At 57.5% G+C, this 15299-nt stretch carries 17 protein-coding genes, 4 tRNA genes and 2 pseudogenes; 13 read left to right on the top strand and 10 right to left on the bottom strand.

Annotated features, from left to right (window positions below):
• Positions 1 to 381 precede the first annotated feature (381 nt).
• The 4 genes from AC1MDT_RS18025 (at position 382) to AC1MDT_RS18010 (ending at position 797) form a co-directional block, all read left to right on the top strand.
• A tRNA-Asn gene (locus AC1MDT_RS18025) sits at positions 382 to 457 on the top strand.
• A 9-nt stretch (positions 458 to 466) separates the two neighbouring features.
• Positions 467 to 543 (top strand) — tRNA-Pro (locus AC1MDT_RS18020).
• Positions 544 to 548: 5 nt separating this feature from the next.
• Positions 549 to 624 (top strand) — tRNA-Lys (locus AC1MDT_RS18015).
• A 96-nt stretch (positions 625 to 720) separates the two neighbouring features.
• Positions 721 to 797: transfer RNA gene (locus tag AC1MDT_RS18010), tRNA-Pro, on the top strand.
• Here the strand turns inward: AC1MDT_RS18010 and AC1MDT_RS18005 are convergent.
• From AC1MDT_RS18005 to AC1MDT_RS17985, 5 genes are all read right to left on the bottom strand, one after another.
• Positions 786 to 1214, bottom strand: a complete 429-nt coding sequence (locus tag AC1MDT_RS18005) for an HvfA family oxazolone/thioamide-modified RiPP metallophore (RefSeq protein ID WP_480418347.1) — start codon at positions 1212 to 1214, stop codon at positions 786 to 788. The genes AC1MDT_RS18010 and AC1MDT_RS18005 overlap by 12 nt on opposite strands.
• Positions 1215 to 1500: 286 nt before the next feature.
• Entirely contained in the window at positions 1501 to 2799 is a 1299-nt protein-coding gene (locus tag AC1MDT_RS18000; protein ID WP_480418346.1) for an NAD(P)/FAD-dependent oxidoreductase, read from the bottom strand.
• A gap of 60 nt (positions 2800 to 2859) precedes the next feature.
• Positions 2860 to 3033, bottom strand: coding sequence for a DUF3094 domain-containing protein (locus tag AC1MDT_RS17995; protein WP_032830895.1), 174 nt, complete (start codon positions 3031 to 3033; stop codon positions 2860 to 2862).
• Positions 3034 to 3088: 55 nt separating this feature from the next.
• On the bottom strand, positions 3089 to 3616 hold the full coding sequence (locus tag AC1MDT_RS17990; protein ID WP_480418345.1) for an MOSC domain-containing protein: 528 nt from the start codon (positions 3614 to 3616) through the stop codon (positions 3089 to 3091).
• Positions 3613 to 4239, bottom strand: coding sequence for a DUF1780 domain-containing protein (locus AC1MDT_RS17985; protein WP_480418344.1), 627 nt, complete (start codon positions 4237 to 4239; stop codon positions 3613 to 3615). Before AC1MDT_RS17985 ends, AC1MDT_RS17990 begins: the two co-directional genes overlap by 4 nt.
• A gap of 684 nt (positions 4240 to 4923) precedes the next feature.
• On the opposite strand from AC1MDT_RS17985, the gene frlA reads away from it, so the two are divergent.
• The 7 genes and pseudogenes from frlA to AC1MDT_RS17950 all read left to right on the top strand — a co-directional run bounded on the left by frlA (position 4924) and on the right by AC1MDT_RS17950 (position 10655).
• Entirely contained in the window at positions 4924 to 6294 is a 1371-nt protein-coding gene (gene frlA / locus AC1MDT_RS17980; protein ID WP_480418343.1) for a fructoselysine/psicoselysine transporter FrlA, read from the top strand.
• A 20-nt stretch (positions 6295 to 6314) separates the two neighbouring features.
• Complete coding sequence (frlB, locus tag AC1MDT_RS17975) at positions 6315 to 7343, top strand: fructoselysine 6-phosphate deglycase (protein ID WP_480418342.1); 1029 nt, start codon at positions 6315 to 6317, stop codon at positions 7341 to 7343.
• A 52-nt stretch (positions 7344 to 7395) separates the two neighbouring features.
• Positions 7396 to 8184: a fructoselysine 6-kinase gene (gene frlD / locus AC1MDT_RS17970; RefSeq protein ID WP_480418341.1), complete on the top strand. Its 789-nt coding sequence runs from the start codon at positions 7396 to 7398 to the stop codon at positions 8182 to 8184.
• Positions 8185 to 8265: 81 nt separating this feature from the next.
• Positions 8266 to 8997: a GntR family transcriptional regulator gene (locus tag AC1MDT_RS17965; protein ID WP_480418340.1), complete on the top strand. Its 732-nt coding sequence runs from the start codon at positions 8266 to 8268 to the stop codon at positions 8995 to 8997.
• 65 nt (positions 8998 to 9062) lie between these two features.
• Positions 9063 to 9368: pseudogene (locus AC1MDT_RS17960) on the top strand (IS5/IS1182 family transposase); the annotation flags it as partial.
• Positions 9369 to 9501: 133 nt separating this feature from the next.
• Complete coding sequence (locus AC1MDT_RS17955) at positions 9502 to 9969, top strand: FAD/FMN-containing dehydrogenase (protein WP_480418339.1); 468 nt, start codon at positions 9502 to 9504, stop codon at positions 9967 to 9969.
• Entirely contained in the window at positions 9966 to 10655 is a 690-nt protein-coding gene (locus tag AC1MDT_RS17950) for an energy-coupling factor ABC transporter permease (protein ID WP_480418338.1), read from the top strand. The genes AC1MDT_RS17955 and AC1MDT_RS17950 overlap by 4 nt, the downstream gene beginning before the upstream one ends.
• Positions 10656 to 10692: 37 nt before the next feature.
• Here the strand turns inward: AC1MDT_RS17950 and yacG are convergent, their stop codons facing one another.
• From yacG to AC1MDT_RS17925, 5 genes and pseudogenes are all read right to left on the bottom strand, one after another.
• Positions 10693 to 10893 (bottom strand): DNA gyrase inhibitor YacG, encoded by a 201-nt coding sequence (gene yacG / locus AC1MDT_RS17945; RefSeq protein WP_201116331.1) that lies wholly within the window; start codon positions 10891 to 10893, stop codon positions 10693 to 10695.
• Entirely contained in the window at positions 10890 to 11513 is a 624-nt protein-coding gene (gene coaE / locus AC1MDT_RS17940; protein WP_480418337.1) for a dephospho-CoA kinase, read from the bottom strand. The genes yacG and coaE overlap by 4 nt, the downstream gene beginning before the upstream one ends.
• Entirely contained in the window at positions 11510 to 12382 is an 873-nt protein-coding gene (locus AC1MDT_RS17935; RefSeq protein WP_480418336.1) for a prepilin peptidase, read from the bottom strand. The genes coaE and AC1MDT_RS17935 overlap by 4 nt, the downstream gene beginning before the upstream one ends.
• Position 12383: 1 nt before the next feature.
• The gene (locus AC1MDT_RS17930; protein ID WP_480418335.1) at positions 12384 to 13601 is read right to left on the bottom strand and encodes a type II secretion system F family protein; all 1218 of its coding nucleotides are present in this window, start codon (positions 13599 to 13601) and stop codon (positions 12384 to 12386) included.
• A 2-nt stretch (positions 13602 to 13603) separates the two neighbouring features.
• Positions 13604 to 13756 (bottom strand): annotated as a pseudogene (locus AC1MDT_RS17925) (hypothetical protein); the annotation flags it as partial.
• Between the two features lie 208 nt (positions 13757 to 13964).
• Between AC1MDT_RS17925 and AC1MDT_RS17920 the strand changes: the two are divergent.
• Both AC1MDT_RS17920 and AC1MDT_RS17915 read left to right on the top strand, forming a co-directional pair.
• Positions 13965 to 14381, top strand: coding sequence for a pilin (locus AC1MDT_RS17920; RefSeq protein ID WP_480418334.1), 417 nt, complete (start codon positions 13965 to 13967; stop codon positions 14379 to 14381).
• A gap of 298 nt (positions 14382 to 14679) precedes the next feature.
• Complete coding sequence (locus AC1MDT_RS17915; protein WP_480418333.1) at positions 14680 to 15033, top strand: BON domain-containing protein; 354 nt, start codon at positions 14680 to 14682, stop codon at positions 15031 to 15033.
• Positions 15034 to 15299: the final 266 nt, after the last annotated feature.

Raw genomic sequence — 15299 nt, 5'->3', positions numbered from 1 at the left:
TCGCTCGCGATGGTCGTTAACGATAAAGGGCACTTCCTGAATAAATGCCGTGTCATGGAGTGCTTCGCGAGCAAGCTCGCTCCTACACAACCCATAGCTGAACAGCAGGCCTCGCATTGCGAGGCCTTTTTTTTCGTTAGGCTGTTGAACTGAAAGGAAAAGGCTTGTAAAGTGCGCCCCGCAGTAAGTCACCCGGTAGGGTTTCTGCTCCCCAAGCAGGAATCTGAAATAAGTTGCAAATCATTAACTTGAATGCAAATTAGGGGGTTGACAGAGGTGCTTAAAATTGTAGAATAGCGCGCCTCAGACACACGAACGCAGCGATGCGAACGGGTCGAAGAGGTGAAGCAAGCTTCACAGTTGTAAATTGAAATATGTAGTTCCGTGATAGCTCAGTCGGTAGAGCAAATGACTGTTAATCATTGGGTCCCAGGTTCGAGTCCTGGTCACGGAGCCAATTTCAAACCGGGGTATAGCGCAGTCCGGTAGCGCGCCTGCTTTGGGAGCAGGATGTCAGGAGTTCGAATCCCCTTACCCCGACCATTTTTGGGTCGTTAGCTCAGTTGGTAGAGCAGTTGGCTTTTAACCAATTGGTCGTAGGTTCGAATCCCACACGACCCACCATTTTTGAAACCAGTTAACGCTGGAATCGAATCTTAAGATCAGAGGCCAAAAGCGCTGATCGAAGAAGGCGACTTGTAAAGGTCGCCTTTTTTTTACCGGGGTATAGCGCAGTCCGGTAGCGCGCCTGCTTTGGGAGCAGGATGTCAGGAGTTCGAATCCCCTTACCCCGACCATATTAAAAATCCTCGTATCGAAAGATACGGGGATTTTTTTTGTCTTCGAAAAATGAGGGCAGGGTTCAGTGCTTGCGGGTTCAAATCCGTCAGGCGAAAAAAAGCCCCGCTGCTCGATGGAGGGGCGGGGCTGGTGTCGATCTTGTCGAAATCGCCGTTCGGCGCGACTTTCATAAATTCGGCTCGGGATACTTTGCCGTCGCCATCGGTGTCGGTTTTTGCCATCGACGCATCGCCACACTTACCTTCGCCGCATTTGCCTTCAGGGGTTTTCACGACCTGTTCAGCCGATGCCAGGAGGTAGCCCTGAGTCAGAGGCTGCGAGGCGAACACAGAGCCGGACAACGTCATGCCGCCTGCCAGGACGGCGCCGAGCAGGCCAATGGTGTTCTTGGTGAGAGCAGTGGCACGGGACATTTACATGCTCCTGGGTCGCACAACACAACCGCTCAATAGTGGGCGCCACGAAAATGCGCCGTCAGCCGAAGCGGGCGGGGTGTATCGCTACTGTGTCGCGCAAGGGGGGAGTTTGTAAGCGAAGGAGCGTAATCGCCGGGATGGATACACAGAGACACAGATCTTCAAGTTGAGGAACAAAAAATTGTGGGAGCGAGCCTGCTCGCGAAGAGGTCATCACATTCAACATCAATGTTGACTGTTACACCGCCTTCGCGAGCAGGCTCGCTCCCACAGAAGATTTGCCTTAGTGCAGCTTGAGCCGTGGCTCAGTCCCGCGTCCGATCTTGCTGCCGAGCATCAACATCGCCGTACGAAACGCGCCATACAACGCCATCTGGTGCATGCGGTACAGCGACACGTAAAACATCCGCGCCAGCCAGCCTTCGAGCATTACGCTGCCGGTCAGGTTGCCCATCAAGTTACCCACAGCTGAAAAGCGCGACAGCGAAATCAGCGAGCCGTAGTCGGTGTACTTGTACTCCGGCAACGCCTTGCCTTCGATCTTCAGCTTCAGTGATTTGGCCAGCAACGATGCTTGCTGATGAGCGGCCTGGGCACGTGGCGGCACATTGCGATCGGTGCCCGGTTGCGGGCAGGCCGCGCAGTCACCGAAGGCGAAGATGTTCTCGTCGCGGGTGGTTTGCAGGGTCGGCAACACTTGCAGCTGGTTGATGCGGTTGGTTTCCAGGCCATCGATGTCCTTGAGGAAACCCGGCGCCCGAATCCCCGCCGCCCAGACTTTCAGGCTGGCATTGATTACTTTGCCATCGGCGGTGATCAGGCTGTCGGTCGTCACTTCACTGACGGCGGCATTAGTCATGACGTTGACCCCGAGTTTCTCCAGGGTTTTATGCACCGGCCCGCCGATGCGTTCCGGCAGGGCTGGCAGCACCCGTGGCCCGGCTTCGATCAGGGTGATGTGCATGTTTTCCGGTTTGATCCGGTCCAGGCCATAGGCCGCCAGTTCATGGGCGGCGTTGTGCAGTTCCGCCGCCAGTTCGACGCCTGTGGCACCCGCGCCGACAATGGCGACGCTGATCTGCTCGACCTTGTCGGTTTGTCCGGCATGGGCGCGCAGATAGTGGTTGAGCAATTGCTGGTGAAAGCGCTCAGCCTGTTTGCGGGTGTCGAGGAACAGGCAGTGCTGCGCCGCGCCCTGAGTACCGAAATCGTTGGTGGTACTGCCGACGGCGATCACCAGGGAGTCGTAGCCGAGTTCACGGGCCGGCAGCAGTTCAACGCCGGCTTCGTCGTAAGTGGCTGCCAGCTGGATTTTTTTCTGGGCGCGATCAAGCCCGCTCATCCGCCCCAGCTGGAACTGGAAGTGATTCCATTTTGCCTGGGCAACATAGTTGAGTTCATCTTCGGAAGAGTTCAGCGACCCGGCCGCCACTTCGTGTAACAGCGGTTTCCAGATGTGAGTCAGGTTTGCGTCGACCAGCATTACACTGGCCGTGCCACGCTTGCCCAGAGTCTTACCCAGACGGGTAGCCAACTCCAGGCCGCCGGCGCCGCCGCCAACGATGACAATACGATGAGTCATGGGGATATCTCGCAAGGCTAAAAGAAATCGGTGCAATTACCCGAGCGAGCGCGAGGCAGCTCATAGCGTCAGGTAACTGATAAGTCGGCTCAACAGGCCCAAACCAATGGTCACTGCCAACACCACCACCAGGAGCATCCACGGCCGGAAAGGCCGGCGCTCAACTCGGTGCTGGGACAGGTGCAGGTACTCTTCGACATGCTTTTGGTCATCGGGGTTCAGGCGGCTGGTCATATCGGGCCTCGTCAGGGGTAGACGTTGCAAAATGTGTAGAAGCTACAAGCAGGTGTTATTCCACGCTGAACGGAGCATAGCCGCTGGTGGGGATTGGCTCGACGCTCACCCTGTCGTCCAGGCGAATGATTCCACTTTGTAACACTCGCGCCGTGATTCCGCCATGTCCGCGAACGGCCTGAAAGGTACCGGGGCCGAGGTTGTTTTCGAGGCGTGCGCAGGGCTGACACCAACCGGTGGTTTCGAAAATGGCCTGGCCGATTTTGAAACGACGGCCCTTGAGGCTAAACAGATTGATACCGCTGATGACGAGGTTGCGCCGCAAATCTTCAGGTAATACCGGTTTGTCCTCCGGCCTCCCCATCAGCGAGTTGATCACGGCCAGGTGTTCCCATTGCATCAGCGTCACCTGCCGCGCATTACGCACGCCGGGACGCGCGTGATCGCCAGTCAGGCCGGCTTCAAGGCGCGCCTCCACGGCGTCCAGTTCGATCATGTGTGAGCGAGATTGCGGGCGCACGCCGATCCAGCGAACGCGACCCTGTTGCGGTACTTCGCCAATCAGTTCTTGCAACGGACTCACAGACTGATCCCGACATCGAACACGATGCTGCGCCCCAGGTTGCTGCGCAGGAAATCCGGCGCGTCGGGATGCGCAAATAAAACACGAGCAAACGTCGGCCCGACCAGCGACAGCGACCGCCAGCCCTGGCGCAGGTATTCGGTAGGCGGCGGGAAATGGCTGTTGAGGTCCAGCACTTCGCGCTTGAGGCTGGCGAAGGCGATGATGTCCAGTTCCCCCAGATCCATACCGCGTTCTTTGTAGTTGTGGGCTTTTTTGCGCAAGGTCGGTGCCAGTCTCAGCAAGAAATCATTGGCCGGAACGCGCTTGGGCTTGGCTTCGCGGCGCACCAGCGAACTCAGGGAAAACGCGCTGCGCCGGCGTTGCAACTCGTCCCTCCATTCATCGTTGAGACGCCGGCCTTCGTCGAGCACGAAAAAAACTTCGAAATTCGCATCGCGAAACAACACGTCTGGCGGTTCCCCTGCGGGGGCGAATTCATCGGTGCGGTAGGGGATGTTCAGGCCTTGCAGCAGGCGCTGGCACACCCAACGCTCTCGCTCCCATTTGCGGGCATTGGAAAGGAACGCGTTGGCTTGCTCGGCCGCGATGGTCAGCAGGCGTAAATAATCTGAGTCATCCATAGGCCCAAGCTTAGCGTTCAAATGTGATCTTTATGAATAAAGTCTGTCGTGAAAGAAAAAAGTCTGTCGCGATTTCGAGTGCTCTGCACGATGGGCTTAGGAGGGAATTACCTCGATGCCTCCTTGGCGTCAGATCATTTGAGGAGGGGCACCCAACAAGGTTGCCGCGCTTAAAATGCCGTAAAACGCCTTGTCCGCTTCCGAAATCTCGGTAGTGCAGGAGCCCGTATGTTCAAACCGATGGGCAACGGCGCGGTGACTTTCAATGTCCCGGAGGGCTCGGCGTGTGAGGCTACCGCAGCTTGGTCGATGTCTTCTGCCTCACGCAAAATCCTCAGCGCCCGCTCGTAAAGGTCACGTCCTTCAGTCTTCAAAACCAACGAACGGGTAGTGCGCGCGAAGCCCGAAATGCTCTTCGAGGCGTTGCACGCTTTGGCTGATAGCCGATGGCGAGACCGACCTGAAAACACTGGCGCCAGCTGTCGAACCTGCAGACGCATCGAATACCCCCTGACCGAACGCAAAAAAAACTTGCGATGTTGCACTTGCCTGCTACATTCACAAACAATACGTTATATATCGTCATATCAATGTGACAAGCGTATCGAAGTTATACATTGTGTTGCGCAGTCAGCGCCGCCCGCTGGGGCGGCCCCCAAATAACGAGAACAATCGGGTGGGCATATGCTGGTTTCAGAAGGTCATTCAAAAGAACTCGCCCGCAAGCTGGGTTTCTGGCCGGTGTTGGCCATCGCTGTGGGCACCACTGTAGGGTCGGGTATTTTCGTCTCGGTGGGTGAGGTGGCCAAGGCCGCAGGCTCGCCGCTGCTGACCATCCTCGCCTTTGTGATCGGCGGGCTGATTGTTATCCCGCAGATGTGCGTGTACGCCGAGCTCTCCACGGCGTACCCGGAGAACGGCGCGGATTACATCTACCTGAAAAAGGCGGGCAGTCGGCCCTTGGCCTTTCTATCAGGTTGGACCAGCTTCTGGGCCAATGACGCACCCTCGCTGTCCATCATGGCCCTGGCCATCGTGAGTAACCTGAACTTCATCCTGCCCGTGAGCCCGTTGTTCGGGAAGGTGCTTGCCACTGTACTCATCCTCTGCTTCATGCTGTTGCACCTGCGCTCCGTAGAGGGCGGGGCAACCTTCCAAACGCTGATCACCGCGGCCAAGATCATCCCCTTCACCCTGGTCATTGGCCTGGGTATTTTCTATATCCAAGGCGCAAACCTCACCGCAACCGCGGTTTCTCAGCCCAGCCTGGGTATGGGCGCAGGCCTGATGGCGCTACTGGCCGGCATCTCTGCTACCAGTTGGTCCTACACCGGGATGGCGTCTATCTGCTACATGACCGGCGAAATCAAACAGCCAGGCAAAATCATGCCCCGAGCGTTGATTGGCTCTTGCCTGCTGGTGCTGGTGCTCTACTCGCTGCTGGCGCTGGTTATCACAGGGATGATGCCCTTCGATCGACTGCAGGGGTCCGAAACGCCTATTTCCGATGCGCTTACCTACCTGCCGGCCTTGGGCGGCGTAGCGGGGATATTCGTAGCGGTCACGGCAATCATCGTGATCCTCGGCTCGCTGTCCAGCTGCGTGATGTACCAGCCGAGACTGCAGTACGCCATGGCCAAGGACAACCTCTTCTTCAAATGCTTCGCCCATGTACACCCGCGCTTCCGAACGCCGGATTACTCCATCGTCCTGCAGTGCGCGCTGGGTATCGTGTTCATCTACGCCTCTGACCTCACCGCCTTGCTGGGCTACTTCACCCTGGTTATGTGTTTCAAGAACACCCTCACCTTTGGCTCCATCATCTGGTGCCGTCGCCAGCCCGACTACAACCCCCTGTGGCGAACCCCGGCCTTCGGCCTGATGACCTTCCTGGCCTTAGCGTCGAGCCTGATCCTGGTGGCGTCCACATTTGTGTGGGCACCCGTCCCGGGCCTGGTGTGCGCGCTTGTCGTGATCGCTACAGGCCTGCCTGCCTACGCCTACTGGGAACGACGCAACAAGCGCCTTGCCGCCCTGGAAGCACAACCGACCTGATTCCCCCTGGAGACAACAACATGCTGGATATCGATAAAAGCACGGTGGATTTTCTGGTAACCGAGAACATGGTTCAGGAAGTCCAGAAAGTGCTGGCAGTGGATGTACCTAAGGTCAAGGCCATTGTCGAGCAGATGCTCGCCCGTGGTGTGGACCGCTTCTACTTCGTGGCCTGTGGCTCGCCGCTGAACGCCGCGCAAACCGCGAAGCATCTGGTGGACCGTTACTCTGGTTTGCAGTGCATGGCCTATTCGGGGTGGGAGTTCTGCGACAACACGCCCCATCGGCTGGATGAGCGCTGCGCGGTGATCGGCGTGTCCGACTATGGCAAGACCGAAGAGGTAATCCAGGCCTTGCGCCTAGCCGGCGAGCGCGGGGCCTTGACCGCCGCTTTCACCAAACGGGCGGACAGCCCCATTGTGGAAGTGGCTGAGCATGTAGTGGCCTACGAGGCGGATTGCATCTGGGAGATTCACCTCCTGCTGTGCTACACCGTGGCGCTGGAAATGATTAGGCGGCTGGAGCCCGTCCCGCACCCGGATGTAGCCCGAATCGCCCGAGAGCTTGAGCAACTGCCTACCGCATTGGGCGAGCTGGTACGTGGCTGGGAAGAAAAAGGCCGGGCGCTGGGCGAGCGCGCCTCGGCTTGGCCGATGATCTACACCGTGGCCGCTGGCCCCCTGCGGCCGTTGGCTTACAAAGAAGGCATTGTCACCCTGATGGAATTCACCTGGACCCACGGCAGCGTGTTCGAAAGCGGCGAGTTCCGTCACGGCCCGCTGGAAGTGGTAGAGCCAGGCGTGCCGTTTCTGTTTTTGCTTGGCACCGATGAGAGTCGGCATACCACCGAGCGGGCCATCCGCTTTGTGAAGCAATACACCGATGCGGTGATCGTAGTGGACTACGCCGAGATCAGCCACGGCCTGCACCCCTGGCTGGCGCCGTTTCTGATGTTCGTGCCGATGGAGTGGCTGTGTTACTACCTCTCTATCTATAAAGACCACAACCCTGACGACCGCCGCTATTACGGCGGCCGAGTGGAGTACTGAGTGTGGCAGGGCGGCCTGGGTCGCCCTGAATCTTCCACTTTGGGGAATAGTCATGAAAAGCCTGGTTACTGTTGGCGACAACTGCATTGACGTATACCCGGCGCTTGGCCGAGGTTTTTGCGGGGGTAACGCGGTCAACGTTGCTGTGCATAGTGCCCGCCATGGAGTGAGCCCGGCCTACATCGGTTGGGTGGGCGAGGACGCCTACGGCCAGCAATTGCGCCGTGAGTTGGCCGCTAAAGGCGTGGACGTAAGCCACATGCATAGCAAGCCCGGCAGCACCGCGCGAACCTTTGTGGAGTTGCGCGGGAGCGATCGCGTGCTCGGGGATTATGTGGAAGGGGTAATGAGCGCTTTTTATCTGAGCGATGAAGATCTGGCCTGGATTGGGCAGTTCGAAATGGTACACGCGGGCATCTGGGGCCATGTGGAGCCTTACCTGTCCGCGCTCAAGGCCCGGGGTAAAATCATCAGTTTTGACTTCGCCGACAAATGGGATAGCCCACTGTGGCGCGAGCTGCCACCAAGCCTGGATTATGCCTTCGCCTCGGCGTGCGAGGACACCCCTGAGCTGCGAGGCCGCTTGCGCGAAGTGACGAACATGGGGGCAGGCACGGTGATCGCCACCCTCGGCGCCGACGGCAGCCTTGCCTATGACGGACAACAGTTTTATCACCAGTGCGCGATACCCGTGGGCATCGTCGACACCATGGGCGCTGGCGACGCGTTTATTGCCGGCTTTCTATGCGCGGTAGCCCGTGGCTTTAGCGTTCAACAGGCCATGGAGCAGGGTGCCTTCGGCGCGGCATTGACCTTGCAGTGCCAAGGCGCCTGGGGCTAAACGCCGGGCGGAGAAAAGCTGGCGGCGCAGGCGGCTGCCCTTATACTGGCTGCCGTGTTCGTTATTCAACAAGGATGGTCCATGCCCGGCTTGCAGCGCAATTCGTCCCAGCGCCTCTATGCGGTGGTCCGCCAGCGGATACTAGAGGCAATCGAGCAGGGCGTGTACCCGGTGGACGGGCAGATCCCCACCGAGCCCGAACTGTGTGAACTGTATAGCGTGAGTCGCATCACTGTGCGCAAGGCCATCACCGACCTGGTGAAAGATGGCGTACTCACCCGGTTGCAGGGCAAAGGTACCTTCGTGCAAGGACGCAAGGTAGAAAATGCTCTGCTCACGGTCAGTGGCTTCACCGATTTTGGCATTGCACAGGGCAAGAACACCCGCGAAGCGGTGATCAAGCAGGAGTTGATACCGGCGGACGACTACCAGCTCCGGCTCGACGTGCCCCAAGGCGGGCGCCTGTTCAAGCTGGTGCGGGTGATGTACCTGGAAGACGAGCCCCTGTTCATCGACTATTCCTACATCCCCTTGGCTCGCTACCCGGAATTTGACCAGCGTTACCAGCCTGGGCACTCCACCTATCAGCTACTTCATGAAGACTACGAGACCTACGTGCGCAGCGACCGCAAGGTCATAGACGTGTACACCGCCACAAAGGCCGAAGCCAAGTGGCTGGGCTGCGAACTCGGCGAGCCGTTGTTTCGCATCAGCAAAACCGCCTACGACCAGTATGGCCGCCCCGTCCACTGCTCCGAGCTGTACTGCCGGGCCAATCGGGTGAGCTTGACCATCGATAACACGCCTCGGTGAAGCCATTTCCAGCTCGCCGTAGGGAGCACCGCCAGTGGGAAGCGGGCGGGGCCGCCTGATCATTGAAATCCCTGACATCTGGCAGCAAAGGCGAAGGCAGATTCGGCAAACAGGATTTCATCTATCTCATTGCGTCGGACGAGTATCGATGCCCTGCGGGGCAGTTACTGACCAAGCGGAATTCGTCGATGGAAGACGGCATGTTATTGCATTGTTACTACTTCTCGGGCTGCCAGTCCTGCTCAATGCAAAAGCAATGTACGACGGGTAAGGAGCGCCGTGTGAAACGCTGGGAAAATGAGGCGGTAATCGACGCGATGCAGGTTCGGCTAGAACATGATCCAGCGATGATGAGGGTTCGCCGACAGAGCGACAGACTTTATTCATCAAGTTCAACTGCGACAAGCTGAAATCGTTTACCGGTAAAGGTCGTCACTGGGCAGTCAGAACGGGCGGTGTAGACTGATAGCCACTGTGCGTAAGCGATTGAACAAGGAGTTGAACGTGAAATATTGGCCGCTGTTGCTGCTCAGTCTTTTGCCCCTGTGGGTCCAGGCGCTAGAGGTCGGTGAGCGATTGGCACCCTGGACGTTACTTGATCAGTTCGATCAGGCCTACAGCCTCGACAGCCACACGCAGACCTTACTGGTGGCGCGCAGCATGGATGGCGCCAAGTTGGTCGATGCCGCGCTTCAAGGCCAGCCAAAAGGCTATCTGGAAGCGCGCCATGCGGTATTTGTCGCAGACATTCAGCGCATGCCGCGGCTGGTTGCGAAAATGTTCGCGGTGCCAACCATGCGCGCCTATTCCTATCGGGTGATGCTTGATCGTGATGGTCGTGTGGCGCCACGCTATCCGGGGGCTGTGGATAAAGTGCTGTGGTTGCAGCTCAAGGATGGCCAATTGGTGGATCAGCATGAATACGCTACGGCCGCGCAATTGCGGGAGGCGCTGGAGAAGGCCGGGCCATGATTGGCGCAGAGCTGCTGTTACCGCAGACATTAACGGTCGGCTGGTTGATTTATGTACCTGTGATTGTCTGGGCCATCTGGCGCGCACCTTGGGTCGAACTGTTCACCGACAGCCGGCGTCAGCATTTGCTGTTCGGCACGGTGTTCGCGTTGTTCACCCTGTGGCTGGTACGACGTGATTTCGATACAGGCGTCTCGTACCACTTTATCGGCATGACGGCGGTGACCTTGCTGCTGGACTGGCCGTTGGCGATTGTCGGCGGGCTGGTTGCGCAGACGGGCCTGGTGCTGCTCGGCCGTCAGGATCTGGCTGCCGTGGGCGTCAATGGATCACTGTTGATCCTGCTGCCGGTGCTGGTCACCGAGTGTTGCGCGATGTTGGTGGAGCGAGCGCAACCGCGTAATCCCTTTGTGTATATCTTCGTTTCCGGTTTCCTGGCGGCGGCGCTATCGGCCTTGCTGTGTCTGCTGCTGGCGCTGTGGTTGCTGTGGTTCGACGAGCGTTTCGAGATGCCGTACTGGCTGGAAGACTTTATCGGTTATCTGTGGCTGCTGATTTTTCCGGAGGCCTTTATCAACGGCATGATCGTCAGCGCACTGGTGGTATTCAGTCCCGAGTGGCTGGAGACATTCAACCGCACGCGCTACCTTTCGGCACCGTGGAAAGACGACGATCCCAAGTCTTGATCCATCTCAGGCCTGAAATCGTCGACGTCTGCATGGATCAGTGGCGCGGGTCGAAGTCTTCGCTGAACAGTTCATCCTCGGCATCCGGGCTGACCGGAATCTTGTGTTCTTCAGACGCCCAGGCGCCCAGGTCGATCAGTTTGCAGCGGTCCGAACAGAAGGGCCGGTAGGTGCTGGTGGCGCTCCATTCAACAGGGGCGCCGCAGGTTGGGCATTCGACGACAGGGGGTTGGCTCATGACTGGCCTCCACGCAAAGTAAGGTAAAAGTGATGCAGGCGTTCGACCTCGCTGTGCAGCCAGGCGAGGTCGCGGTCGTTGACCACGACATCGTCGGCATGGCTCACACGATCCTGGCGGCTGGATTGCACCTTGAGAATCGCCTGAACCTGTTGTTCGCTGGTCTGGTCACGCTGCAGGGTGCGCTCGATCTGTAACTGCTCGGGGGCATCAATCACCAGGACCCGTTGAGTCATGGCGTATTGCCCGGATTCGATCAGCAGCGGCGAAACCAGAATCGCATAAGGTGATTTTGCCAGCGCCAGATGTTGGTTGATTTCCTCGCCGATCAGCGGATGCAGTAATGCTTCGAGCCAGCGGCGTTCATCCGGCACCTCGAAGATCAGCTTGCGCAGCGCCGCGCGATCCAGTTGCCCGTCGGCTTGCAGCACGCCAGGGCCAAAGTGTTCGGCGATCTTTACCAGCGCGGGGCGCCCCGGTTCCACCACCCAACGAGCGGCGTGATCGGCGTCCACCACGTGCACACCCAGGTCGATGAAGTGCTGCGCCGCGGCGCTTTTGCCGCTGCCGATGCCGCCGGTGAGGCCGAGAATCCAGGGTTTTTCCACAGGGGTATTCATTTCAAACCGACAGACTGCCAATAGAAGTCGGTTATTTGACCACCCCAGAGCAAGGCAATCCAGCCGGCAATCGCCAGATAGGGACCGAACGGGATCGGTGTTGAGGTTTTCGTATGGCGAACGCGCAGCAAAATCAAGCCGATAACCGCGCCTGCGATGGACGACAAGAGGATGGTCAGCGGCAAAATCTGCCAGCCACCCCAGGCGCCGAACAACGCCAGCAACTTGAAATCACCGTAACCCATGCCGTCCTTGCCGGTGATCAGCTTGAACAGCCAGAACACCGACCAGAGCGTCATGTAGCCGGCAATCGCGCCCCACAAGGCCTCATGCAGAGGCACGAACAGCTCGAAACTGTTGACGATCAGTCCCAGCCAAATCAGCGGCAGCACCAGGACATCCGGTAGCAGTTGATGCTCGGCATCGATCAGGCTCATGGCCAACAGACCCCAACTGAGGACCAGCGCCATACAGGCCGGCCATCCGAAGCCGAAGTGCCAGGCAATAAACGCTGACAGCAGCCCGCAGGTCAGTTCGGTCAACGGGTAACGTGTACTGATGGGGGTGGTGCAACTTGAACAGAGTCCACGTAGAAACACATAACTGATGACGGGAATGTTTTCCCAGGCGCGTATCCGGTGGCCACAGTGCGGGCATTGGGAGTGGGGCAGCACCAGGTTATAGGTTGGCTGCGGGGTTTGCGTTGGCAAGCCCAGAATGTCATTGGCCTGCTGGCGCCATTCCTGATCGAGCATTTTCGGCAGGCGCCAGATCACGACATTGAGGAAGCTGCCAATCAGCAGGCCAGCCACCAAGGCGATGACGACGAAGGCTTGTGGATAGAGCGCCAGAATTTCGTTCAAGGGCATGTCAGATCGCTGAGCCGAGTTGAAAGATGGGAAGGTACATCGCAACGACCAGGCCCCCGACGATAACACCCAGCACCACCATGATGAACGGCTCCATCAGGCTGGTGAGGTTATCGACCATATTATCGACTTCGGCCTCGTAGAAACTCGCGACCTTGTCGAGCATGTCGTCCAGTGCGCCAGATTCTTCGCCAATGGCGGTCATCTGAATCGCCATGTTCGGGAAGATGCCGGAGGCGCGCATGGAGAAGTTCAGCTGCATGCCGGTGGACACGTCCTGCTTGATTCGCAGCACGGCACGCTTGAACACGATGTTACCAGTCGCTCCGGCCACCGATTCGAGGGCTTCCACCAGCGGCACGCCGGCGGCAAAGGTAGTCGACAATGTGCGGGCATATCGGGCCACGGCGGACTTGTACATCAGCGTGCCGATCAACGGCAGTTTCAGCAGCCAGGTGTCCGTCCAGTCCCGAAAAGCCTGCGACGTTCTGAAGGCGTGCCGCACGCCAAAGATCCCGGCGATGAGTCCGCCGAGCAGCGCCCACCACCAGGCTTGCATGAATTGCGACAGGCCGATGACCATCACGGTGAAAGCCGGCAGTTCGGCGCCAAACCCTTTGAACACCGACTCGAACTGCGGCACCACCTTGACCAGCAGAATCGCGGTCACAATGATCGCGACGAACACCACGGCCAGAGGGTAGGTCATGGCTTTCTTGATCTTGGCCTTGAGGCTTTCGCTCTTTTCCTTGTAGGTGGCGACCCGTTCCAGCAGGGTATCCAGGGCACCGGCCTGTTCGCCGGCATCCACCAGGTTGCAGTACAGCTCATCGAAATACTGCGGTTTTTTGCGCAGGGCGGCAGCGAAGCTGTTACCCGCCGCGACTTCCTGTTTCAGCTCGTCTACCAGTTTGCGCATCGCCGGGTTATCGAAGCCTTCACCGATGATGTCGAACGACTGCAACAACGGCACGCCGGCTTTCATCATGGTCGCCATTTGCCGAGTGAACAGAGCAATGTCCTGAGCCTTGATGCGTTTGCTCTTGCTGAAAATCGAGGAAGATTTTTTACGCACCTTGCCAGGGTTTATGCCTTGCTTGCGCAGTTGCGCCTTGATCAGCGCCGGGTTTTGACCGCTCAGTTCGCCGGTCATTTTCGAGCCTTTGCGGTCCGTGCCTTCCCAGGCATAGACACTGATTTTTACTGCTTTGACCGCCATGTTCAGTCCTTGGTGACCCGGTTGATTTCTTCAAGGCTGGTAATGCCTTGCAGCGCCTTGAGCAGGCCTGAAGTACGCAGGTCCTTGAAGCCGTCCTTGCGCATCTGGGTATCGATTTTCAATGAATTGCCTTCGGCCATGATCACCGGACGCAGACCGTTCATGACTTATAGCCTAGTCAAGGCGCTGAGCCAAACCTGCAGGGTCGAGGTGACAAAAAGTGTCAGATAGTGCGGATACTGGGAGTAGCAAAGGGCACGGAGTGAGTCTTGCGCCGAGTCAGCAGGGGGCGCACGGCTTGGCATGGGCTGTGCTGCGGTTCATTCAGATCATGAGATTTCGACTCATGCATGGAGCTTGTCTATGAGTACTCAGAAAGGGTTTACGCTTATCGAACTGTTGATCGTGGTGGCGATCATCGGGATTCTGGCGACGTTTGCGTTGCCGATGTATTCCAAATATCAGGCCAGGGCCAAGGTAACGGCGGGACTGGCCGAAATATCGGCGATGAAAGTGCCATATGAAGATCTGATGAATGAGGGCACTGTGCCCACCGTCGGTACCATCGCACCCGCGGGTGCTGCTGCTTCCAGCAATTGCACCTTTACCGTCACAGGAGTGGCGGCTACAGGGGTCGGCTCTATCGCGTGCAAGATCGAAAATGCGCCAAGCCCCGTACTGGGATTGGCAATTACCTTGAATCGCGATCCAGAGAAGGGTTGGGTATGTACTACAACTGTTGCGCAGGATTACGCGCCTAAAGGTTGTAAGGGCGTTTGATATTCGGATGATTTGTCAAAAAACCGCACTCAGGTGCGGTTTTTTTTATAACAAAGCGAAGCGTCAGAAAAGTCCCGACAATTCATGGCCTTAGGCCTGCAACAAAACCCGCAACTTGCATGTAGAGAATGTCCAAGTCATGCATTTTGCATGATTCTGAAAATTACCTGTTTTTGTAAGTATTTGAATTTTAAATAATTATTGGTTGTTTCAACGTTGGCACAGCGTTCGCAATATCTCTGGTAACCCTGCTGACAAGACACGCAGCAGACTTTATGGAAAAACAGGAGTTACTCGTATGAAGAAGTTCGCTATCGCTGCCGCTACTGCAACCGCGTTGACCCTGACCATGGCCAACGTTGCATTTGCACAGACTCAAACCACCCAGGGCCCGATGACATTGGCCGCAGGTGAAATGACCAAGGCCACGGAAGCTACTTCCGACACCTGGATTACCACCAAAGTAAAAAGTGACCTGGTCACCGAAAAAGGCATTCCTGGTACCGACATCAAAGTCGAAACCAACAAAGGTGTTGTATCGCTGTCGTCGACTGTCGCTATCACTGAAGCACAGAAAACCACCGCAGTGAACATCACCAAAAAAATCAAAGGCGTCAAAGCGGTCTCCGCTGACGGCCTGAAAGCCGAGTAAGGCAAGCTTCTCGCCTGGACCGGGAGAAGGCGCGGCAGGTGGGCGAAGTCATACACCTGCTGCCTCTGGAGAGTTCATGCGAAAGGCCATAAGAATCTGGCCATTACAGGCCCCGGCATTCGTGTCGGGGTCTGTTCTATTTTGGGCAACACCAATCCATGTAGGAGCGAGCTTGCTCGCGATGGAGGCTAACGATAATACGTGCTTTCTGAATCAACCCGGCGCGTTCTAGTCCATCGCGAGCAAGCTCGCTCCTACATGGATTG

The sequence above is a fragment of the Pseudomonas sp. ASL7 genome (genome assembly GCF_056680375.1).
Note: the sequence above shows the minus strand (reverse complement) of the source record. Positions and strands in the feature narration are given on the sequence as shown.